We start from the raw sequence: 22,443 nt of genomic DNA, 5'->3' as shown, positions 1-22,443 counted from the left end.
GGGCGGGGCGTCCCGGGGGATCAGGAGACGAGCCGGGCTGTCGAGCCCCGGACGATGAGCTCGTACGGCAGCTCGCCCGGCTCGTGGGCGAGGGGGGCGGCATCCTTCGATTCGAGCTCCGCCAGGATCGCGTCGGCCGCGCGCTCGCCCTGCCCGAGCGGGAACTGGTCGACGGTGGTGAGGCGGAAGAAGTCGCCCAGCTCGTGACCGTCGATGCCCACGACCGAGAGGTCTTCGGGCACGCGGTAGCCGAGTTCGCGGGCGGCCAGCAGGGCTCCGATCGCCATCTCATCGGATGCCGCGAAGATCGCGGTCGGGCGGCCTCCGGGCTTGCCGAGCAGCTGCTTGGCGGCGCGGAAGCCGCCCTCGATCGTGAAGTCGGCCGGCTCGTAGAGGGCCGGGCGGGCGGTGAGGCCGGCATCGGCCAGCGCCTGCTCGAAGCCCTGCCGGCGCTGCGTGGGGATGTGGAAGTCGATGTCGAACTGCGGGTTCGCGCCGATGTGGGCGATCTCGCGATGCCCGAGGGCCAGCAGGTGCTCGGTCGCGAGCCGCGCGACGGCGACGTCGTCGACGGTGAGGGTCGTGAGCCGGGGGTTCGGGCCGCCGATCGCGATGACCGGCAGGTCGAGCTCGAGCAGGCGCCCGGTCTCCTCCTCGCCGAGCTCGATCGCGATGGCGATGACGCCGTCGACGCGCTGCCGGCGCAGGAACGTGTCGAACACGTCGCGGCGCTCCGCGCGGTCGGCGGTGAGGCTGTAGAGCGTGATGTCGTAGCCGCGGCGCATGAGCGCCGACGCGATGCCGCTGAGCACCGTCGAGAAGAACCAGCGGTCGAGGAACGGCACGAGCACCCCGATGTTGCGCGTGCGGCCCGACGCGAGGCTCGATGCGGATGCCGACACGACGTAGCCGAGGCTCTTCGCGGCGGCCTCGACCCGCGCCTTCGTGGCATCCGAGACGTGGCCGCGACCGCTCAGCGCGCGCGAGACGGTCGCCGTCGAGACGCCCGCGTGGCGGGCCACCTCGTCGATGCTGACCACGTCGTCATCCCACTTCTCGCAGCGTCCCGTAGGCCGCGCGCGTCTCAGTCGTTCGTGAGCCAGACCGTCGTATCGGCCGGCAGCTCGTCCCCCGCGAGCGGACCGCTCTGCGCGATCACGATACCGTCCGGCAGCGCCACCGACGTCGCACCGGTGTTCGCCACGACGGTGACGGCGCCGTTGCGGAACGCCACGACGTCGGTGCCGAAGCCCTCGAGCCACTCGAGCGAGCCGGCGCCGAGACCATGCTCGCGACGGAGAGCGGTGAGCGCCCGGTACAGCGACAGCGTCGAGTCGGGGTCGCCGACCTGCGCGTCGCGGGCGAGCCCAGCCCACTCGGCGGGCTGGGGGAGCCAGGCGGCGCCGGTCGGGCTGAAGCCGTAGGCGGCGGCATCCGCGGTCCATGGGATCGGCACGCGGCAGCCGTCGCGACCGTAGCGCTCGCCGTTCGTGCGGAACCACGTGGGGTCCTGACGCGCCTCGCCGGGGATCTCGATGACCTCGGGAAGCCCGAGCTCCTCGCCCTGGTACAGGTAGGCCGAGCCCGGGAGCGCGAGCATGAGCGTCGTCGCGGCGCGAGCGCGGCGGAGCCCCACCTCGGGGATGGGCTTGCCGGGCGACTCGGGGCCGATGCCGTGGCCCTGGGGGTTCTCGGCGGTGAGCGCGAGGCGCGACGCGTGGCGCACGACGTCGTGGTTGGAGAGCACCCACGTGCTCGGCGCGCCGACGTCCGAGTACGCGGCGATCGACTGCGCGATGACGGCACGGAGGGCCGCGGCATCCCACGCCGTCTCGAGGTAGGCGAAGTTGAACGCCTGGTGCATCTCGTCGGGACGCACCCACAGCGCCGTCTTCTCGGGCGTGGGCAGCCACGCCTCGGCGCAGAGGGCCCGGTCGCCGTCGTACTCGGCGAGGAGAATGTGCCAGTCGCGGTAGATCTCATGCACGCCGTCCTGACCCCAGTACGGCACGTCGGCCTCTTCGCCGCCCATCGAGCCGGCCTCGGGGTCGGGGCTGTAGTCGGGCAGGCCCTCGGCCTTGATCATGCCGTGGGCGACGTCCACGCGGAAGCCGTCGACGCCCCGGTCGAGCCAGAAGCGCAGGATGCGCCGGAACTCCTCGCGCACCTCGTCGTTGCCCCAGTCGAAGTCGGGCTGCGACGAGTCGAAGATGTGCAGGTACCACTGGCCGAGCGTGCCGTCGGGCTCGACGATGCGGGTCCACGCGGGGCCGCCGAAGACCGACTCCCAGTTGTTCGGGGGGATCTCGCCCTCGACGCCCTGGCCGTCGCGGAACATGTAGCGCGCGCGTGCGGCGCTGCCGGGCGCGGCGGCGAGAGCCTCTTGGAACCACACGTGCTGGTCGGACGAGTGGTTGGGCACCAGGTCGACGATCACGCGGATGCTGCGCTCATGCGCCGCCGCGAGCATGTCGTCGAAGTCGACGAGCGTGCCGAAGAGCGGGTCGACGTCGCAGTAGTCGGCGACGTCGTAGCCGGCATCCTTCTGCGGCGAGCGCTGGAAGGGGCTCAGCCAGATCGCGTCGACACCGAGGTCGCGGAGGTCGTCGAGGTGCGCCGTGACGCCTGGGAGGTCGCCGATGCCGTCGCCCGACTGGTCGGCGAACGAGCGCGGGTAGATCTGGTAGATGACGGCGGTGCGCCACCACTCGGAGCCGGCGTGGGCGGGGAACACGGCGCTGCGTTCGGCGGTCTCGGGCGAGGTCATCCCTCCAGGGTACTGCAAGCGCTTACATTCCCGACGCCTCTAGGGTGGGCGCATGTCCTCCGAAGCCCTGACCCGCGCCGAATCGCTCATCCGCTCGATCCCCGACTACCCCGAGCCCGGCGTGCTGTTCCGCGACATCACACCCCTGCTGGCGGATGCCGCGGCCCTCCGCGCGGTCATCGACGCGCTGATCGCGCCGTTCGCCGGGCAGTTCGACGTCGTCGCCGGCGTCGAGGCCCGCGGGTTCCTCTTGGCCGGAGCCGCCGCGATGGAGGCGGGAGCAGGCCTCGTGCCGATCCGCAAGGCCGGCAAGCTCCCCCGGCCCGCAGCATCCGTCGACTACGCCCTCGAGTACGGCACCGCGACGATCGAGGCGCACGACGACATCACGCCCGGCATGCGCGTGCTGCTCATCGACGACGTGCTCGCCACCGGCGGCACCCTCGTCGCGGCCCACTCCCTCGTCGCCGAGCTCGGCGGCACCGTCGTCGGCACCGCCGTGCTGATGGAGCTCGCCGCCCTCGGCGGCCGCGCCGCCGTCGGCGACGTGCACGCCGTCTTCACCGCCTGACCCGTGTACGCGCTCGGGGTCGTGCACAGCTGCGGGCGCAGCGGACGACAGGCCGGGGGACGGATGCCGCCGGCCGGCGCGTCGCAGCATCCACCCGCCGTTGTGCACGTGGAGAGCTGACGGGCGAGCCGCATTGCGGGGCTGTTTCGGGGCGTGAATTCCTTGCGACGAGTCGCGGTCCGACCTGGCGGAGGACGGATGCTGCCCGCCATGCTTCGGAGTCAGCAACGGAGCGCGTCTCCCTCTGCGCTCCGCGACGACGGGAGCGCGCGATGACGAAGACCGACGATCCGGCCGAGGTCGACAAGGCTGCGAAGAAGGCGGCGCGACGCGAGCGCGCGGCGGCGAACACCGTCGACTCGATCCCGCCGTTCGCACGGCTGTTCCCGCTCGGTCTGCAGCACGTGCTCGCGATGTACGCCGGCGCGGTCGCGGTGCCCCTCATCGTGGGCGGGGCGCTCGGGTACTCCTCCGCCGACCTCGCGTTCCTCATCAGCGCCGACCTGTTCGTCGCCGGCATCGCGACGATCATCCAGTCGGTCGGATTCTGGCGGTTCGGGGTGAGGCTCCCGCTCATGCAGGGCGTCACGTTCGCCGCCGTCGGGCCGATGATCGCAATCGGGCAGAGCGAGGGCATCCAGGCGGTATTCGGCGCGACGATAGCTTGCGGTCTGTTCATGATCATCGTGGCGCCGTTCTTCTCGCAGCTGCTGCGGTTCTTCCCGCCGATCGTGACGGGCACCGTGATCCTCATCATCGGACTCTCGCTCATGCGGGTCGCCGCCGGCTGGATCATCGACGGCTCGACCGAGGGCGCACCGCCCATCAACGTCGCGTTCGCCTTCGGAACGCTGCTGCTCATCGTGCTGATCGAGCGCTTCGGGCCACCCGCGCTGCAGCGCGTCTCGGTGCTGCTCGGCCTCGTGCTCGGAACCGTTGCCGCCCTCTTCGTGCCGGGCATGGTCGACTGGTCGGCTGTCGGCGATGCGCAGTGGTTCGCTGTCGTCACGCCCTTCCACTTCGGTCTTCCGACCTTCCAGGTCGCGTCGGTCGTGTCGATGATCATCGTCGGCATCGTGATCATGACCGAGACCACCGGCGACATGATCGCCGTCGGCGAGATCGTCGAGAAGCCGGTGGGTCGGCGCCAGCTCGCCGACGGCCTCCGCGCCGACGGCCTCGGCACCGTGATCGGCGGCATCTTCAACACCTTCCCGTACACCGCGTTCGCGCAGAACGTCGGGCTCGTCTCGCTCACGGGCGTGAGGTCGCGGTGGGTCGCGACCGCCGCCGGCGTCATCCTCGTGGTGCTGGGGCTCATCCCCAAGATCTCGTCGATCGTCGAGGGCGTTCCCCGCGCGGTCCTCGGCGGCGCGGGCATCGCGCTATTCGGCATGGTGGCGGCATCCGGCATCCGGACCCTCACGAAAGTGAAGTTCAACAACCGCAACGTGCTGATCGTCGCGATCTCGGTCGGGGTGGCGCTCCTGCCGACCGTCGCGCCGACGATCTACGACCAGTTCCCGCAGTGGTTCACGCTGATCTTCGACTCGGGCATCTCGGCGGGCGCGATCACCGCGATCCTGCTGAATCTGCTGCTGAACTCCGACGAGATGCGCGCCGCGGCAGCGGGCGACCCCGCCCTCGGCGCCTACGACGCGGTGCGCGGCCCGGCGGCTGCCGCACTCGTCCACCCGCAGGCCGAGGGCACGGGGCTCATCCCGACCCAGCTTCTCGAGGGCGAGAGGACGGATGCCGCAGCATCCGTCGACGCGTCACCCGAGCCGACGTCACCCGAACCCGGACGGGGCACGGCCGACCCGGCCCCGTAGCAGCGCTTCTCGGATCCGCACAGCTCCGGATCTCGGCGCACCCCGGAGGCGTGGGGTGCGTGCGTTCGGAGACCTGCCAGTGTCTGAGGAAAGTCGGAGGCAGTGCTCGCGCCCTCCGATCGAACGACGGCGGGGGCCCGGGCGACCGGAAAAGCCCGGCCCCGCCGTCGACAACACGTCGGCGCCAGTTTCCGGCATCCGCTCTACAGATCGATGGCGCGGATGCCGGAAAGTGGCGCCATCGCGTGCGCGGCCTCGCCGCGCGAACCGTCGGCCTCAGACGAAAGCGGGCAGATCCACCCACGCGCCGGGCGCCTCGGCGGCGCCGTCGCGCGTGACGGTGCCCTCGATCAGCCCGTAGGGGCGGTCGGCGGCCCAGAAGACCTCGCCCGGGTTCTCGAGCCCGAAGGGCGACAGGTCGTACGTGAAGTGGTGCTTGTTCGGCATCGCGAAGCGCACCTCGGCGATCTCGGGCCGTGCCTCGATCGCGGCCTGCCCCATCGCGAACAGCGTCTGCTGCAGGGCGAGCGAGTGCACGGTCGCGAACGTCGCCAGCAGCACGTCGAGCACCTCGGCGTACAGGCCGTTGTAGTCGATCCCGGCTTCGACCGCCGCGGGCAGGAACCGCCAGCGACCGGTCACCGACGTCGCCATGATGCGGTCGTTCGTCTCGACGAGCGTCGTGTACCGGTCGCGCGGGAAGCCGGCGAACTCGCTCCCCGTCGACTTCAGCACCGTCAGGTCCTTGACGCCGCCGGTCACGTGCGTCGCGCCGTCGATCGTCTGCACGGCGGCGAGCCGCGTGCCCTGGCCCTTCCGCACGAACGAGTGGTCGTGCGGCACGCCGCCTACGACGATCCGCTCCCACTCGTACTGCTCGGCGTGCCAGAGCCCGCCCTCGATCCAGTCGAACTCCGACACGTAGTGCTCCCCGAGGCGCAGCAGGTACTCCTCGGGAGAGGGGATGCCGAACTCCTTCGCGAACGCGAACGCGGTGTTCTTCTGGGTGTCGGTGGCGACGACGAGCGCGTTGTCGCCCGTCAGGTACGAGTCGACGAGGGCAGCGCCGCGCAACTGCGACGACACGTTGAGATCGACGATCTCGTGGCGCGGGGTGTCGCGGTAGATCCGCACGACGCGGTTCTCCGCCTTGCCGTACTTGTTGGCGCCGAGGCTCACCGAGACCATGACTAGCTCCCTCTGTAGGTCGAATACGCGAACGGGCTGAGCAGCAGCGGCACATGCAGGTGCGCGCTGGTGCCGTCGGCCGCGATCTCGACGCTGAACGTCACGGTGACGAAGGGGTAGAAGGTCGGGACGGATCGCTCGGCGAAGTACTCGCCGGTGAGAAAGGTGAGCGTGTAGTCGCCCGCCGCGAGCTGCTCGGGGCCGAGCGCGAGCCGGCCGTCGGAATCGGTGCTTCCGTGCGCGATGACCGCGCCCGGGGCTTCGGCCACCACCGTCTCGCCCGAGACCGCGGCGAGCACGACGCCGACTCCGACGGCGGGGGATCCGGTGGCGGCGTCGAGGACGTGGGTCGTGATGTGCGAGCTCATGACGCCATCCTGTCGTCCGTGATCGTCGCGCGCATCCGTCCGAGCGCGATCTCGGCGAGCTGGGATGCCGCCTCCCGCCACTCGCTGTCGGGATCATTGCCGAGGCGCCGTTCGAGCTCGGCGAGCATCTCCTCCGGCGAGCGGCCCGCCGCGCGGATCAGGAACACCCGGCCGAACCGCTCCTCGTACGCGCGATTGCCCGCAGCGATCCGGGCGGTGACGTCGTCGGCGGCATCCTGCATCGACGCCTGCTCACGGACGGATGCCGCAGCCTCCGCGCCCGAGCCCGCGGGGCGCTCGCCGATACGGGGGTGGTGGGCGAGGGCGGCGTCGAGGTCGTCGCGGGTCCAGTCCCGGGCGAGGGCGCCCGCGTGCGCGGTGAGCGCGTCGACCGAGCCGTAGGGGCGACCGGCGACCACCGCTTCGGCCCACGCGGGGATGGCAGCCCACACGAGCACGACCGCGACGGCGGCGGCGGCATCCGCCTCGTCGAACTCGTCGATGCCCACGTCTGCGCTCCCGTCCACGGCCGCGACCGGGCCTCTGCCCCACGCTACGACCGCGACACGCTCCGACGGTTACCCGGGTGTAAAAACCCTGTTGCCGGGCATACGTTTCACACGACCGAAACGCGCCGGGCAACCAGCGGAGACGTCGATCGGTCAGGCTGGCACGCAGGAAGGGGGACCGGATGCCGAGAGCGAACAAGGATTCCGCCCGGATCACCGTCATCCGCGCCGCACGCGTGTGGGTCGACGGTGGATTCCGGCCCGCGGCCGTCGTGGTCGAGAACGGCGTCGTCGCCGACATCGTGGGCCTCCGCGACCGCGTCATCGCGACGACCGTCCTCGTGCCCGACGACGCGGTGCTGCTGCCGGGGCTCGTCGATTCGCACGTGCACGTGAACGAGCCGGGACGCACGGAGTGGGAGGGCTTCCGCTCGGCCACCCTCGCCGCAGCCGCGGGCGGCGTGACGACGATCGTCGACATGCCGCTCAACTCGCTCCCGCCCACGACAACGGTCGACGCGCTTGCGATCAAGCGCGCCGCCGCGGCCCCCTCGGCCTACATCGACGTCGGGTTCTGGGGCGGGGCCGTGCCCGAGAACCTCGGCGCACTCGGGCCTCTCCACGACGCGGGGGTGTACGGGTTCAAGTGCTTCCTGTCGCCGTCGGGCGTCGACGAGTTCGGGCATCTCGACCGAGTTCAGCTCGGCGCCGCGATGGAGGAGATCGCCGCGCTCGGATCGCGCCTCATCGTCCACGCGGAAGACCCCGCGCTGCTGCACGACCACGGCGCGCTCGGCCGGGGCTACGACGCGTTCCTGGCGTCGCGGCCGGCGAAGAGCGAGGCCTCGGCGATCGACGCCGTCATCGATGCGGCTCGCCGCTCGGGCGCTCGCGCGCACATCCTGCACCTCAGCGATGCGCATTCGCTGCCCGCGATCCGCGCGGCGAAGGCCGAGGGCATCGCGCTCACGGTCGAGACGTGCCCGCACTACCTGACGATCACGGCCGAGGAGATCCCCGACGGCGCGAGCGAGTTCAAGTGCTGCCCACCGATCCGCGACGCCGCCAACCGCGACCTGCTGTGGGCGGGCGTCGTCGACGGCACGATCGACGCCATCGTCAGCGACCACTCGCCGTCGACGGTCGATCTCAAGCGCTCGGGCGGCGGCGACTTCGGCCTCGCATGGGGCGGCATCGCCGGGCTGCAGGTGGGACTGTCGGCCGTGTGGACCGACGCGCGAGACCGCGGCATCCCCCTCGAGGCGATCCTTCCCCTCTTCACGACCGGGCCCGCCACCGTCGCCGGTGTCGACGCCGGCATCATCGCGGTGGGCGCACCGGCGCACCTGACGGTGTTCGGGGTCGACGACGCGTTCCCGATCGACGCCGCACGACTGCTGCACAAGAACCCGATCACAGCCTACGACCATCGGCTCCTCACCGGCCGCATCCGCCGTACGTGGGTGCACGGGAAGGCGATCTACAACGTCACCGAGGGCGGCGCGGGCGAGGCGCCGCGATTCCGCGGCAAGCCGCGCGGACGCCTGCTCGTGACGGCCCCCGCCGACGCCGAGTGACCGATACCCGACACGAGACGACGCCGATGGGATTGGATGGGCGCATGCGCACGGTGACCGAGGTCCTGCAGCGGGGCCGGGGGCCCATCCCCGGCGACCACTATCTGCCCGCGGCGCCGGTGAACGTGGTGTGGGGCCGGCTTCCCTGCGAGACGGATGCCGCCGTCCTCACGATCGCGCCGGGCGACACCGTCACGATCGACACCGTGAGCCACGAGGGCATCCTCGAGGACCAGGGGAAGGATCCGCTGGCGTTCTTCGGCGGGCACGGGGTGGATGCCGCAGCCGTCCTCGACGATGCGATCGAGATCGCCGCGACCCTCGCCCGCGACCCCAGCGCAGACGGACCCCACGTGGTCACCGGCCCGATCCGTGTCGAGGGGGCTCGGCCCGGTGACCTGCTCGCGATCACGGTCGTGCGGCTCGATCCGCGCGTGCCGTACGGCGTGATCTCGAACCGGCACGGCAAGGGGGCACTCGTCGGCGAGCTCCCGCGGGGAGAGGCGAACGTCAGCGTCTTCGCCCCGGTCGCCGAGCGCGACGGGGGACTCGTCGGGCTTCTTCCGGTCGTCGAGGGCGGCGAGCGGGTGGTGGAGTTCCCGCTCGCGCCGTTCCTCGGCACGATGGGCGTCGCGGTGGCGGGTGGGGAGCGCCCGCACTCGGTGCCGCCCGGATCCCACGGCGGCAACATCGACATCAATCTGCTGACCGAAGGCGCCGTCCTCTACCTGCCGGTGCAGGTCGACGGCGCCCTCGCCTACGTCGGCGACCCGCACTTCGCGCAGGGCGACGGCGAGGTCGCCCTCACCGCGCTCGAGGCATCGCTGCGGGCGACGCTGCGGTTCGACGTCGTGCCGCGGGCGGAGGCGCTGCGCGAGTTCGGTGACGTGCTGGGTCCGCTCGTCCGGGCGCGAGGTTACATCGTGCCGACCGGACTCGACCCCGACCTGAACGTCGCGATGCGCAACTGCGTGCGCGCGGCGATCGCGTTGATCCGGGCACGCTGGGGCCTCGACGAGCACCTCGCCTACGCGTACCTCAGCGCCGCGACCGACTTCGACATCTCGCAGGTGGTCGACATCGTGTGCGGCGTGCACGCGCGTATCCGTGAGTCCGACTTCGCCGGGGTGGATCGTGGCTGAGCCGAGCGGCATCCGCGGCGCCGACGCCGTGCCCGCTGACCTCCTCGCCGCGTTCGAGCAGTACGAGCGGGCGATCATCGCGAACGACCTCGACGCGCTCGATGCCGCCTTTGCGCCGGGCGTGGGAACCATGCGCGGCGACGCCGCAGGCCTGCTGGTCGGCCACGAGGCGATCAGCGCCTTCCGCGGCACGCGTGGCGGTGTGCCGAAACGGGTCATCGAGCGCATCGAGTACCGCGAACTCGCTCCCGGCGTCGCCCTCCTCGTCTCGATCTCGCGCTACGCCGGCGGCGGCACCGGACTGCAGACCCAGCTGTGGCAGCTCATCGACGGCACGTGGTCGATCACCGCGGCCCACGTCACGCCGCGCGCCCAGGCCCTCGACACCTCGGTGTGGCGCACCGTCGGGTCGCCGCTCTGGCAAGGCGCGTGGCAGGGAGCGCTCGCCGGTCTGACGGTGGCGGTCAAGGACCTCTTCGCGATCAAGGGCTACCGCATCGGCGCCGGCAACCCGACCTTCCTCGATTCGGCACGCGCAGAGACGACCACCGCAGCATCCGTCACCGATCTGCTGCGCGGCGGAGCGTCGCTGCGCGGCATCGCCCGCACCGACGAGTTCGCGTACAGCATCGCGGGCGACAACGTGCACTACGGCACCCCGCCCAACGGCGCGCTGCCGGGGGCTCTCCCCGGCGGATCGTCGAGCGGTCCGGCATCCGCCGTCGCCACCGGCCAGGCCGACATCGGCCTCGCGACCGACACCGCGGGATCCGTGCGGGTACCCGCGTCGTACCAGGGGCTGTGGGGACTCCGCACGACCCACGGCCTCGTGCCGCGACAGGGGCTGCTCCCTCTCGCGCAGTCGTTCGACACGGTCGGGTGGCTGACCCGCGACGGCGAGACCCTGCAGCGCGTGGCCGACTGGTGCCTGAGCTACGACGGGTCGGAATCGACCGAGAAGGTGTACGGCGAGTCGGACGACGACCTGCCCTGGCGCTTCGTCGTGCCGGCCGAGGTGCTCGCCGCGGTCGAACCCGACACCCGCGTGGCGTTCGAGACACTGCTCGCCGCGCTCGCTTCGTCGACGGATGCTGCGCCCGTCGAGACCGTGTCGATCGGCGAACTCGACGAGTACTTCGTTCCGTTCCGCACCGTGCAGGGGGCGGAGGCCTGGCGCAACAACGGCGAGTGGGTGACGGCGCACCCGGATGCCGTCGGGCCCGCCGTCGCGGAGCGCCTCCGCGCGGCATCCGTCGTCACCGCCGAGGACGAGCAGGCCGCGCGCCGCGCGCTCGAGCCGCTCGCCGACCGCCTGCACGCGCTCGTCGCCGGCGCCGTGCTGCTGATGCCGACCGTGCCCGGACCCGCGCCGATGCGCACGGCCGCGGGCGATCGCGTGAACGCCGTGCGCATCGACACGCTCCGCATGACGACGCCCGCCGCGGTCGCCGGGCTCCCGTCGCTCTCGGCGCCGCTGCTCACCGTGCCGTCGCAGCTCGGTCCCGCGCCGGTCGGTGTCTGTGTCACGGCGCGATCCGGCACCGACATCGCCCTGGTGCGCCTCGCCCGCCGCCTCGCCGAGGCGGTCGCCCCGTGACCGCCCCCGCCCCCGCCGCCCCCGCCCCCTCCCCATCGCCGAGTGCACGGCTTCGCCGCGCGGGTAGGCCGTGCGCTCGGCGGTATGCCGTGCACTCGGCGGTTAGTCGTGCACTCGCGGAACAGGGCAGGGAACAGGGCAGGGAACAGGGCAGGGAACAGGGCAGGGAACAGGGCCCGAATCGCGTCAACCCCCAGGAGACCTCATGACCGGCATCCCCGGGCCCATCGCCCCGCCGCCCCGCCTGCTCATGGGGCCCGGACCCATCTCGGCCTACCCCTCCGTGCTGCAGGCGATGTCGGCGCCGCTCGTCGGACAGTACGACCCGTTCATGACGGCGACGATGACCGAGACGCAGGAGCTCTACCGCGGGGTCTGGGCGACCGAGAACGAGGCGACGCTGCTCGTCGACGGCACGAGCCGCGCGGGCATCGAGGCCGCGATGGTGTCGCTCATCCGCCCCGGCGACCGCGTGCTCGTGCCGGTGTTCGGCCGCTTCGGGCACCTGCTCGCCGAGATCGCCGAGCGAGCGATGGCCGAGGTGCACACGATCGAGACGGCGTGGGGGCAGGTGTTCCCGGTCTCGGCGATCGAAGAGGCGATCGTGAGCGTGAGGCCCGCCCTCCTCGCGCTCGTGCAGGGCGACACCTCGACCACGATGCTCCAGCCGCTGGATGAGGTCGGCGCGATCTGCGCGAAGCACGGCGTGCTCTTCTACAGCGACGCCACGGCCTCGCTCGGCGGCAACGCGTTCGAGGCGGATGCATGGGGGCTGGATGCCGCGACCGCGGGGCTTCAGAAGTGCCTCGGCGGGCCGAGCGGATCGGCGCCGATCACGCTTTCGGATCGGGCCGTGGAGGTCATCCGCTCCCGCGCGAAGATCGAGGCCGGCATCCGCGAGGACGGCGACCCGGACGCCGCCGACTTCGTGCGCTCGAACTACTTCGACCTCGGCATGATCCTCGACTACTGGGGTCCGCGCCGGCTCAACCACCACACCGAGGCGACGTCGATGCTGTACGGCGCGCGCGAGTGCGCGCGGGTGCTGCTCCTCGAGGGACGGGATGCCGTCATCGAGCGCCACCGGCTCGCCGGCGCCGCGATGCTCGAAGGTGTCCGCGGCCTCGGGCTCGAGATGTTCGGCGACATCGCCCACAAGATGAACAACGTCGTCGCGGTCGAGATCCCCGAGGGCGTTCCCGGCGATGCCGCGCGAGCGGCGCTGCTCGAGGACTTCGGCATCGAGATCGGCACGTCGTTCGGACCCCTCCACGGTCGCGTTTGGCGTATCGGCACGATGGGCTACAACGCCCGCGAAGACGCTGTGCTGACGACGCTCGTCGCCCTCGAGGCGGTGCTCCGCCGCTTCGGCGCACACGTTCCGGCCGGCGGCGGGGTGGCCGCCGCGGCCGACGTCTATCGGAGCGGCTGAGGTGCCGGCATCCCTCCTCGTCGCCGGCCACGACCGCATCGCCGGGGCCGCGCGCCGCGTGATGGCGCGCTGTGACGAGCTCGCCCGCGTGTCGGCGACGTCGGGCGCGATCGAGCGCGTGTACCTCTCGACCGAGCACGCGCGCGTCAATCGCCTCGCGGCGGAGTGGATGCGCGAGATCGGCATGACCACGAGGCAGGATGCCGCCGGCAACCAGCTCGGCCGCATCGGCCCGCCCGATGCGCCGGCGCTCCTGCTCGGATCCCACCTCGACACCGTGCCCGACGCCGGCCGTTACGACGGCATCGTGGGCGTGCTGATGGCGCTCGAGGTCGTGCGCCTCCTCCGCCCGCCGGGGGCCGAGGGCTCGGCATCCGATCCCGCCCTCCCCTTCGCGCTCGAGGTGATCGCCTTCTCAGACGAGGAGGGCACGCGATTCGGCAAGGCGCTGCTGGGGTCGTCGGCGGTGGCGGGCACGTGGGACGCCGACTGGTGGGCGTTGACGGATGCCGACGGAACGACGCTCGGCGAGGCCTTCCGCGAGTTCGGACTCGACCCCGGCCGCATCGGCGAGGCGGCACGGCACCCCGATGAGCTGGTCGGCTACCTCGAGGCGCACATCGAGCAGGGTCCTGAGCTCGACCGGCGCGGCGAGTCGCTCGCGGTGGTCTCGTCGATCGCGAGCGCGCGGCGGTTCCAGCTCGTCGTCGAGGGCGAGGCCCGGCACGCCGGCGGAACCCCGTACGACCTCCGCCGCGACGCCCTGCTGGGGGCGAGCGAGGCGGCGCTCGCCGTCGAGCGCATCTGCCGGGCCGAGCACCACATCATCGGTACGGTCGGGCAGCTCGAGGCGTATCCCGGAGCGGTCAACATCATTCCCGGCGAAGCGCGGCTGTCGCTCGACCTGCGCGGCGAGTTCGACGGCGAACGCGACCGCGTGTGGGGTGCCATCTCGCGCGATGTCGACGAGATCATGGGTCGCCGGGGGCTCCGCTGGCACGCGCGCGAGATCCACAGCGCGCCCGCGGTCTTCTGCGCGCCGCTCCTGCAGGATGTCGTGCGGGAGGGCATCCTCTCGACTCTGCCGTCCGGTGCCGATGACCCCGCCGTCATCTTCAGCCGGGCCGGCCATGACGGTATGGCGATCGGGGCGGTCACGGACGTCGGGATGCTGTTCCTCCGCAATCCTGACGGCATCAGCCATCACCCCGACGAGGCCGTCGCCGCCGGAGACGTGGCTCGCGGCATCCAGGCCCTCGCCGAAGCCGTGCTGCATCGCGCGGCAGAACCGGTCTGAACGCCACGCCGATCGTCACTGCAGGCAGAACTCGTTGCCCTCGGGATCGCGCAGCTGGTAGTAATGCTCGGGCCACGGCCCCCACGACTGATCGACGAGCCGCACCACCTCGGCCCCGAGCGCGACCAGGCGATTCTTCTCGGCTTCGAGCTCGTCGTGCGTCGGCGCTCGACCGGGCGTCGCGCTGACATCGAGATGGATGCGGTTGCGCTCGTCCTTGCCGCCGTCGGCGTGGTGGAAGAACAGGCGCGGTCCTTCGCCGGTCGGATCCTCGGCGAGACCGCGCTTGGCGAGGTCGGCCTCGGTCAGGCCCGACGCGAGCAGCTGCGACTTCAGCGGCTCGTCCCACGTCTGCTCGGGATAGCCGAGGGTCGCCGCCCAGAACCGCGCGAGGGCAGGGGGGTCTTCGGCGTAGAACACGATGTTGCCCACTTTGGAGGCCATCGGTCGCTCCTCCGCCGCGGCAGCCGGTGCCGCGGCACGCGCGACACGCTACGCCGACCCGCCGACACGGGCACCGGAAGCCGGGTCAGCGCTGGCCGGGCGTCATCCCCATCCGCACCAGCACGATGTTCTCGACGATCTGAACGATGTTGTAGAGCAGCAGCGTGATGAGGGTGATGAGGGCGATCGAGGTCCAGAGTTCGGTGAACTGCGCCTGCGCGTTGAACTTCAGGATCGATCCGCCGATCCCCTGCCCGGTCGAGAGCCATTCGGCCAGCAGTGCGCCGGTGACGGCTCCCGGCACCGAGACGCGGGAGGCTGCGAACAGAGACGGCCCCGCGCCGGGGAAGCTCACCTTGCGCAGCGCGGTGAAGCGCCCGCCGCCGAACACGTGCACGACGTCGATGCTCTGACGACTGGCTCGGCTCAGCCCGAAGAGGATGCTGGCGAGCGCCGGGAACAGCACCACGATCGTGCCGATGACGGCGACCGATGCCACGGTGCCGCGACCGGTGATGAGGATGATGACCGGGGCGATGGAGACGAGCGGGATGGTGCGCAGCAGCAGCACGAGCGGCATGACGCCGGCCTCGACCGCCTTCGACAGGCTGAAGAGCACCGCGAGGACGATCGCGGTGATCATGCCGAACACGAACCCGATCGACGCGTCGATGAGCGTCTGGGCGACGAGCGGTGCCATCTCGGCGCGGTTCTCGGCGGCATCCTCCGCGGTGAAGAGGAAGTTCCAGACGTCGACCGGGCCCTTCGCGACGTAGGGCGAGATGCCGCTGAAGCTGACGATGCCCTGCCACAGCAGCAGCACGACCGCGAAGGTGATGCCGGCGTTGCCGACCGACCGGCCGATCGTGCGCATCAGCGCCCGGCGGCGGTCGGCCTTCAGGCGCGCCTGCGCGGCGGGGTCGGCGGAGAGCACGAGCTTGCCGGTGGCAGGAGCCGGCGGGTGCGCGGTGTCGACGATCTTCTCGGTCATGATGTGCTCCCCGAAACCCAGGGCGTGACGAATCGCACGACGAGGCCGACGAGGCCGTAGGCGACGAGGGCGAACACCGCGCACAGGAGGAACACCGACCAGACGCCGGCGGCGTCGAGCTGCCCCTGCAGTCGGATGAGCGTGGGGCCGACTCCGGCCGTGATCGCGCCCAGGTACTCGCCGAGCACGGCGCCGAGGAACGCGGTCGGAACGGCGATCTGCAGGGCGTTGAGGATGGCAGGCAGCGCCGCGATCAGGCGCACCTTGCGCAGCTGTGTCCACGACCCGCCGCCGTAGACGCGCACGACGTCGAGCGCTGACCGGTCGGCCGACTTGAAGCCGAGGATCGCGCCGACGACCGTCGTGAAGACGCACACGAGCGCGGCGAGGAAGATGGCGGTCGCCGACGGGTCGCCGGGGCTCTTCGCGCCGCCGAGGACGACGACCGAGATGCCGCCGACCGCGACGATCGGCAGGCAGTAGCTGACCACCGCGATCTGGGTGACGACGGTCTCGGTCTTCGGAAAGACGAGCACGAAGGATGCCAGCACGAGGGCGATCCCGTTGCCCCACAGGTACCCGATCCCCGCGGCGGTGAGGGTGGGCTGGAAGACGCCCCACGCGCCCGCGATGTTGCCCTCGACGAACAGCCACGAGAACACCGCCCAGGGGGAGGGCACCGGGGTGAAGCTGGTTCCCGCCTGCATCTGGAAGGCCGTCAGCGAGAACAGCCACCACACCAGGATCAGCAGGGCGGCCCCGATGAAGCCGGCCGCCCACGTCGGGATCCGCACGGTGCGCACGCTCACGCCTCCGCTTCGGCGCGTCCGTCGGAACCGAACAGCAGCTCCGAGGCCCGGTCGACGTAGGCGTGGAACTCGGGCGTGCGCATGAGGTCGGGCGTGCGCGGGCGCGGCAGGTCGATCTCGATGATCTCCTTCACCCGGCCCGGCCGCGGCGACATGACCGCGACCCGGTCCGCGAGGAAGATCGCCTCGCTGATGCCGTGCGTGACCAGCAGGGTCGTCGCGGGCTTCTCGGTCCAGATGCGCAGGAGCTCGAGGTTGAGGTTCTGCCGCGTCATGTCGTCGAGCGCGCCGAACGGCTCGTCCAGCAGCAGCACCGAGGGCTTCAGCACGAGGGCGCGGGCGATGGATGCGCGCTGCCGCATGCCGCCCGAGAGCTGGGCGGGCTTCGCGTTCGCGAAGTCCTTGAGGCCCACGAGGGCGATCAGCTCGTCGACGTAGTCCCGCTCGACGGGGCGGCCGGCGACCTCGAAGGGCAGCTCGATGTTCTTGCGGACGCTGCGCCAGGGCAGCAGCGCGTGGTCCTGGAAGGCGATGCCCAGCTCGCTCGCCGCCCGCAACTGGTCGGGCGTCTGGCCATCGACGAGCGCCGTGCCGGTGCTGGGGTGCTCGAGGGCCGCGAGGATCCGCAGGATCGTCGACTTGCCGCAGCCCGAGGGCCCGAGAAGGGCCAGGAACGAGCCCTTCTCGGTGTGCAGGTCGGTGTCCTGCAGGGCGAGGAGCGATTTGCCGCCGCGCAGGGCGAACGACTTCGAGACTCCGGTGATCTGGATGCCGGTGCCCGTGAGGGCACCGGCATCCACGTTCGAAGAGATGGTCATGATTCCTTACGGCAGGTATGCCAGGAGGTCGGGGTTCTCTTCGTAGATCTCGTCGATGATCGTCGTGTCGAACAGGTCGTCGGCTTCGAGCTCCCAGCCGGATGCCGCGAGCGACGCGAGCGTCTGCTCCTTGAGCTCGTCCGAGATGGTGAAGAGGCCGTTGGCCTCGGTCTCCTCGGTCGAGATGAGCAGCGCCTGCGCCATGATGCCGGCTGCGACCTTGGCGGGGTCGAGCTCGCCGAAGGTGAGGTCGCCGGCGGCGGCCGACTCGTTGTAGTAGTCGGTCACGAGCGCGACGGTGTCGTCGGTCGGCTCGATGAACGTGTCGGTCCAGCCCTTGATCTCGGCGATGAGGAACGCCTTGATGAGGTCGGCGTTCTCGGCGAGGTACTGGTCGGTCACCGTGAAGGTCTCGGCGACGTAGGGCAGGCCGTTCTCGGCGTAGGCGAGGTTGGTGACGGGGTAGCCCGCCATCTCGACCGTGATCGCCTCGTTGGTGAGGTAGGCCATGAAGCCGTCCACCTCGCCGTTGATGAGCGGGGTCGGGTCGAAGTCGACGGGAACGATCTCGACCTCGCTCTCGTCGATGCCGTTGGCGGCCAGCAGCGCCGCGAACACCGACGCGTTGGAGTCCTGCACGCCGATCTTCTTGCCGATGAGGTCTTCGGGCGTCTCGATGTTCCCGCCCTCGGCGAGCGAGAGGATCGTGAACGGGTTCTTCTGGAACGTCGCGCCGATGATCTTCAGCGGGGCGTCCTGCTCGGCGACGGCTGCGCCGACCGAGGCCGCGTCGCTGAGCGCGAACTGCACGGTTCCCGAGAGCAGCTTGGCGACGCCCGTGTCGGGGCCGGCGATGCCGACGACGTTCTCGAAGCCGGCCTCGTCGTAGTACCCGTTCTCGTAGGCGTAGAACTCGCCCGCGAATTCCTCGTTCTTGATCCACGAGTACTGCACGCTGATCTCGCCGTACGAGGCGGCTTCCTCGTCACCGGATGCCGCGGGCTCGGTGCCGCCGGATGCGCAGCCGGCGAGGACGAGGACGGTGGCGAGGGATGCTGCGGCGGCGGCCCCCAGCCGTGCTCGCCGCGAGAAGTTGCTGTGTGTGGCCATCGGGTTGGCTCCCCTTCTGAAGCAGTGTGATCAGAGCGACGTTAGGCCGCGCAGATTTCACCGCAGGCGTCGGGGTGTTTCGCGGATGTGACGACTTACCCGGCGTCGTTCAGCAGCCGCCACACACGCTCGCGCGTGAAGGGCTGCTGATACGGGCGGCGGCCGATCGCGCGGGCGATCGCGTTGCCGATCGCGGGGGCGACGGGGTTGTACGGCGATTCGCTCATCGACTTGGCGCCGAAGGGTCCGACGGTGTCGTGCGTGTCGGCGAAGAGCACTTCGGTCACGGGCACGTCGGCGAACTGCGGCACGCGATAGAGCCGGAACACGGGGTTCGAGATCTCGCCGGCGTCGTCGACGAGAACCTCTTCGTACAGCGCGCTCCCGAGTCCCTGCGCGGCGCCGCCCTCGACCTGGCCGCGGCACTGCGCGGGGTTCATGACGAACCCCGCGTCGGCGGACTGCACCGACTGCAGCACGCGCACGGTTCCGGTGTCGGGATCGACCGCGACGCGCACGGCGTGCACGTTGAACGACAGGCTGCGCTCGTCGCCGTGCTCGCTGCCGTGCGCGATGAGTCCTTCGGCGGCACGCTCGTCGGCACCGGCGGCGCGCACGATGTCTGAGAACGGGACGAGCAGGCCGCCGACCCGCACGCCGTCGGGGGCGAGGGTCGCGGCATCCGTTCCCCCCGATTCGGTCTCCGCGAGATCGCGCGCGATCGCGAGCATGCGCCCGCGAAGGGCCGCGCACGCGGCCTGCAGCGCCTTGCCGGCGGCGGTGACGCCCGCCGAGGCGAAGGCTCCGGTGTCGTGTGTGACGAGGTCGGTGTCGGAGGCCCGCAGCACGATGCGATCGGCCGATGCTTCGAGCACTGTCGCCGCGATCTGCCGGTGCACGGTGCTCGTCCCGTTGCCGAACTCGGCGGTGCCGACCGACAGCGCGAAGGTTCCGTCGGGCCGGAGGGTCGCCGAGGTGTGCGCGTGGTGGCCGCCGGGCGCCATCGCCGCGATGAACGACATCGCCATGCCCTCGCCGACGAGCCAGCCATCCGGCCCCGAGACCCCGTTGCCGCGGCGCAGCGCGCCCTGCGCGAGGTCCAGGCACTGGTCGAGGCCGTAGCTGCCCCACACGAGGCCTTCCTCGTGCTCGTCGTGCACCGTGACGAGCGGGTCGCCCGAGCGCACCGCGTTGCGGCGACGCAGGTCGAACGGGTCGATGCCGAGGCGCTCGGCGAGCAGATCCATCGCCGACTCGACGCCGAGGCTGACCTGGCCGAGGCCGTATCCGCGGAACGCTCCCGACGGAACGTTGTTCGTATAGACGACCTCGGCGTCGATGCGCTTGACGGGACTGCGGTAGACGTTCACCGACTCCGAGACGCCGTGGAAGAGCACCCCGATCGAGTGGTTGCCGTACGCGCCGGTGTCGCTGAGCACATCGAGCTTCATCGCGGTGAGGGTGCCGTCGGCATCGGCACCGAGCGAAACCTCGACACGGAACGGATGCCGCAGCGACGCCCGCCGGAACTCCTCGGTGCGCGAGTACTCGAACGCTACCGGCCGGCCGGTGTGCAGCACGGCGAGGGCGACGAGGTCTTCGGTGAACATCTCCTGCTTGCCGCCGAACCCGCCGCCGATGCGCGCGGCGACCACGCGCACGCGGTCGCGAGGCAGGTCGAACAGCAGTGCGAGCTCGTCGCGCACGAGGAACGGCACCTGGGTGCTCGAGCGGATCACGAGCCGACCGTCGTCGTCGAGCCGCCCGAGGGTTCCGTGGGTCTCGAGCTGCGCGTGGGCGACGCGTCCGGTGCGCCAGGTTCCCGAGACGGTGACGGCGCTCGCCGCGAGGGCGGCATCGGCATCGCCGCCGATGCCGTCGTGGAGCGACGCGATCACGTTGCGCCCGGCCTGTGCGACGCGATCGTCGGGCGTGCGGTCGGGATGCAGCAGCGGAGCGCCCGGCAGGCGCGCAGCCTCGGCGTCGAACACGGCCGGAAGCACGTCGTACGTCACCGCGATCAGCCGGCACGCGGCGTCGGCCGCCTCGGCGGTCTCGGCGACGATCGCCGCGACGCGCTGACCTGCGAAGCGCACGACGTCGTCGAGCATGCGCGTGTCGTCGGGGTCGTCCTCACGGTGCTCGTGGCGGGCGGTCGAGAAGCGGCGCGCGGGCACGTTCTCGTGCGTGAAGACCGCGGCCACGCCCGGCACGGCGCGGGCGGCGGTCGTGTCGATCGCGGTGATCCGCGCGTGCGCGTGGGGCGAACCCAGCACCCGCAGCACGAGCGCGTCGGTCGCGGGGGTGTCGAACGTGAACGGCTCGAGCCCCTGCACGATGCGCCGCGCGGGTTCGGGTCGGGCGGACTCGCCGACGCGGGGGGCGGATGCTGCGGGCTCGACGGTTCGCGAGGTGCCGGCATCCGTCTCATCGGTCGAAGCGCCGGCTGGCGCGCCAGTCTCGCGCACGGGACCCAGTACGGCCGATCCGATCGCCTCGCGGATCGGGCGGTACCCCGTGCAGCGGCACAGGTTGCCTTTCATGCGCCGGTCGAGATCGGGAAGGTCGTCGGCCGTGAGGGTCGAGGCGGTCACCGCCATGCCGGCGGTGCAGAATCCGCACTGGAAGCCGAAGCCCTCGGCCAGCGCCTCCTGCACCGGATGCAGCTCATCACCCGGCGCGAGGCCCGCAGCCGTCGTCACGCGCATGCCGTCGGCGCGCACCGCCGGGATGATGCACGAGTGCATGGGTACGCCGTCGACGAGCACAGCGCAGGCTCCGCAGTCGCCGGCGTCGCAGCCCTTCTTGACCTCGTGGTGGCCGTGCTCACGAAGCAGCGTGCGCAGACACTGGCCGGCGCGCGGTTCGGCCTCGATCCGCTCGCCGTTGACCTCGAGCGCGATGCGTCCGGCCTCGTTCACGGCGGTCACGGCGTTGCTCCCGCGACTCCGGCTTCGAGTTCGGCGCGGATGCGCTCGCCGAGCACGATGCTGACCCCGCGGCGCCAGTCCGCGGCGCCGAGCGGGTCGGTGTAGAAGTCCGGCGCGTCGCCGATCGCTGAGGCGAGGGCCTCGGCATCCGGAATCCCCGCGAAGCGGAAGACCGCAGGCCGCAGCGTCGCGGCCGTGACCGCGAAGACCGCCGAGCCGTCGAGGTCGACGCGGCCGGTGACGACGGCGCCCGAGCGCCCGAGTTCGGCGAGCGCGATCTTTCGCAGCAGCGTGCGGGCGCGCAGGGCGTCGGCGGGCAGGTCGATTGCGCGCACGATCTCGCCCGGCGCCAGCGCGTTGGTGCCGTTGCCGGTGGGAAGGTCGGCGACGGCGAGCGTGCGGGTACCGCCGTCGGGCGTCCAGACCTCGGCGGTGCCGTCGAGGGCGACGGCGAGCGACACCATGGATGCCGCGGCGAACGTGCGGCAGAGGTTGCCGCCCACGGTCGCGGTGTTCCAGATCTTGAAGGACGCGAGGAGCGCGTTCGCCGCGTCGGGGATGACGGATGCTGCCGCCCACCCCTCGGGAACTGCGAGCTCGGCGCGACCCTCGGCCCACGCGACGAGCTCGGCGATCGTGCAGGTCGCGCCGATGCGCAGCCCCGCATGGGTGATCTCGAGGGCGGGCCAGTCGAGGGTGGTGAGGTCGACGAAGCCGGTGGTGCTGGGCTGCGGCTCGCTCATGAGCCACGTGCCGCCCGCGAGGAAGACCTCGCCCGGCGCGAGCGCGAGGTCGGCTCGGGTGCGCGCGCGGCGATAGCCGGTGACCGTCACGACGTCCACGGTGCACCACCTCCCTCGTGTCCCATGCTGTGCGGGCCTGGGCGGTCAGTCAACCAAGACGCGGTTTCGGCGGTGTTTCGGGGGCCGGACGGTCTCCCCTCCACCCTGCTGCCGCCGAGACGACGCAGATTGCTCTTGCCGCTCCGCGCACGCGACGATCTGCGTCATCTCGACGAGCAGCCGAGGCCGGATGCCGGTTCCTCCCCCTGTGCCGAGCGG

The 22,443-nt window shown here is 71.4% G+C and carries 19 protein-coding genes; 7 read left to right on the top strand and 12 right to left on the bottom strand.

Features of this window, described 5'->3' with window-relative positions:
• Positions 1-20: 20 nt before the first annotated feature.
• Positions 21-1,040, bottom strand: a complete 1,020-nt coding sequence (locus FFS15_RS12450) for a LacI family DNA-binding transcriptional regulator (protein ID WP_137845346.1) — start codon at positions 1,038-1,040, stop codon at positions 21-23.
• A gap of 44 nt (positions 1,041-1,084) precedes the next feature.
• Positions 1,085-2,767 (bottom strand): glycoside hydrolase family 13 protein, encoded by a 1,683-nt coding sequence (locus FFS15_RS12445; protein WP_137845345.1) that lies wholly within the window; start codon positions 2,765-2,767, stop codon positions 1,085-1,087.
• A gap of 52 nt (positions 2,768-2,819) precedes the next feature.
• Between FFS15_RS12445 and FFS15_RS12440 the strand changes: the two genes are divergently transcribed.
• Both FFS15_RS12440 and FFS15_RS12435 read left to right on the top strand, forming a co-directional pair.
• Complete coding sequence (locus FFS15_RS12440; protein ID WP_137845344.1) at positions 2,820-3,338, top strand: adenine phosphoribosyltransferase; 519 nt, start codon at positions 2,820-2,822, stop codon at positions 3,336-3,338.
• A 272-nt stretch (positions 3,339-3,610) separates the two neighbouring features.
• Entirely contained in the window at positions 3,611-5,170 is a 1,560-nt protein-coding gene (locus tag FFS15_RS12435) for a nucleobase:cation symporter-2 family protein (RefSeq protein WP_137845343.1), read from the top strand.
• A gap of 276 nt (positions 5,171-5,446) precedes the next feature.
• Here FFS15_RS12435 and pucL read toward each other — a convergent pair whose 3' ends face one another.
• The 3 genes from pucL to uraD are packed head-to-tail and all read right to left on the bottom strand — an operon-like array spanning position 5,447 to position 7,235.
• Complete coding sequence (gene pucL, locus FFS15_RS12430) at positions 5,447-6,358, bottom strand: factor-independent urate hydroxylase (protein WP_137845342.1); 912 nt, start codon at positions 6,356-6,358, stop codon at positions 5,447-5,449.
• A gap of 2 nt (positions 6,359-6,360) precedes the next feature.
• Positions 6,361-6,726 carry a hydroxyisourate hydrolase gene (gene uraH / locus FFS15_RS12425; RefSeq protein ID WP_137845341.1) on the bottom strand — a complete coding sequence of 122 codons (366 nt, stop codon included), beginning with the start codon at positions 6,724-6,726 and terminating at the stop codon, positions 6,361-6,363.
• Positions 6,723-7,235 (bottom strand): 2-oxo-4-hydroxy-4-carboxy-5-ureidoimidazoline decarboxylase, encoded by a 513-nt coding sequence (uraD, locus tag FFS15_RS12420; protein ID WP_249354025.1) that lies wholly within the window; start codon positions 7,233-7,235, stop codon positions 6,723-6,725. The genes uraH and uraD overlap by 4 nt, the downstream gene beginning before the upstream one ends.
• A 182-nt stretch (positions 7,236-7,417) precedes the next feature.
• Here uraD and allB point away from each other — a divergent pair, with 182 nt between their 5' ends.
• The 5 genes from allB to FFS15_RS12395 all read left to right on the top strand — a co-directional run bounded on the left by allB (position 7,418) and on the right by FFS15_RS12395 (position 14,280).
• Positions 7,418-8,812 carry an allantoinase AllB gene (allB, locus tag FFS15_RS12415; protein ID WP_137845339.1) on the top strand — a complete coding sequence of 465 codons (1,395 nt, stop codon included), beginning with the start codon at positions 7,418-7,420 and terminating at the stop codon, positions 8,810-8,812.
• 44 nt (positions 8,813-8,856) lie between these two features.
• Complete coding sequence (locus FFS15_RS12410; protein ID WP_137845338.1) at positions 8,857-9,954, top strand: acetamidase/formamidase family protein; 1,098 nt, start codon at positions 8,857-8,859, stop codon at positions 9,952-9,954.
• Positions 9,947-11,551: an AtzH-like domain-containing protein gene (locus FFS15_RS12405; RefSeq protein WP_249354023.1), complete on the top strand. Its 1,605-nt coding sequence runs from the start codon at positions 9,947-9,949 to the stop codon at positions 11,549-11,551. The genes FFS15_RS12410 and FFS15_RS12405 overlap by 8 nt, the downstream gene beginning before the upstream one ends.
• 205 nt (positions 11,552-11,756) lie before the next feature.
• Complete coding sequence (locus tag FFS15_RS12400) at positions 11,757-12,983, top strand: alanine--glyoxylate aminotransferase family protein (RefSeq protein ID WP_137845337.1); 1,227 nt, start codon at positions 11,757-11,759, stop codon at positions 12,981-12,983.
• A gap of 1 nt (position 12,984) precedes the next feature.
• Positions 12,985-14,280: a Zn-dependent hydrolase gene (locus tag FFS15_RS12395; protein WP_249354021.1), complete on the top strand. Its 1,296-nt coding sequence runs from the start codon at positions 12,985-12,987 to the stop codon at positions 14,278-14,280.
• 15 nt (positions 14,281-14,295) lie between these two features.
• Here FFS15_RS12395 and FFS15_RS12390 read toward each other — a convergent pair whose 3' ends face one another.
• From FFS15_RS12390 to FFS15_RS12360, 7 genes are all read right to left on the bottom strand, one after another.
• A complete protein-coding gene (locus FFS15_RS12390) occupies positions 14,296-14,724 on the bottom strand; it encodes a VOC family protein (protein WP_137845336.1) in 429 nt (142 codons plus the stop codon).
• Positions 14,725-14,809: 85 nt separating this feature from the next.
• Positions 14,810-15,715: an ABC transporter permease subunit gene (locus FFS15_RS12385; protein ID WP_137845335.1), complete on the bottom strand. Its 906-nt coding sequence runs from the start codon at positions 15,713-15,715 to the stop codon at positions 14,810-14,812.
• Complete coding sequence (locus tag FFS15_RS12380) at positions 15,712-16,524, bottom strand: ABC transporter permease subunit (RefSeq protein ID WP_249354019.1); 813 nt, start codon at positions 16,522-16,524, stop codon at positions 15,712-15,714. The genes FFS15_RS12385 and FFS15_RS12380 overlap by 4 nt, the downstream gene beginning before the upstream one ends.
• Positions 16,521-17,342 (bottom strand): ABC transporter ATP-binding protein, encoded by an 822-nt coding sequence (locus tag FFS15_RS12375; protein ID WP_171013182.1) that lies wholly within the window; start codon positions 17,340-17,342, stop codon positions 16,521-16,523. Before FFS15_RS12375 ends, FFS15_RS12380 begins: the two co-directional genes overlap by 4 nt.
• A gap of 6 nt (positions 17,343-17,348) precedes the next feature.
• Complete coding sequence (locus FFS15_RS12370) at positions 17,349-18,452, bottom strand: ABC transporter substrate-binding protein (protein WP_137845334.1); 1,104 nt, start codon at positions 18,450-18,452, stop codon at positions 17,349-17,351.
• Positions 18,453-18,547: 95 nt separating this feature from the next.
• Positions 18,548-21,382 (bottom strand): molybdopterin cofactor-binding domain-containing protein, encoded by a 2,835-nt coding sequence (locus FFS15_RS12365; RefSeq protein ID WP_349290462.1) that lies wholly within the window; start codon positions 21,380-21,382, stop codon positions 18,548-18,550.
• Complete coding sequence (locus FFS15_RS12360; RefSeq protein WP_137845333.1) at positions 21,379-22,224, bottom strand: FAD binding domain-containing protein; 846 nt, start codon at positions 22,222-22,224, stop codon at positions 21,379-21,381. The genes FFS15_RS12365 and FFS15_RS12360 overlap by 4 nt, the downstream gene beginning before the upstream one ends.
• Between the last annotated feature and the right edge of the window lie 219 nt (positions 22,225-22,443).

The sequence above is a fragment of the Microbacterium sp. 2FI genome (assembly GCF_005502885.1).
Taxonomy (GTDB): domain Bacteria; phylum Actinomycetota; class Actinomycetes; order Actinomycetales; family Microbacteriaceae; genus Microbacterium.
This window is presented reverse-complemented; position numbering and strand designations above follow the sequence as displayed.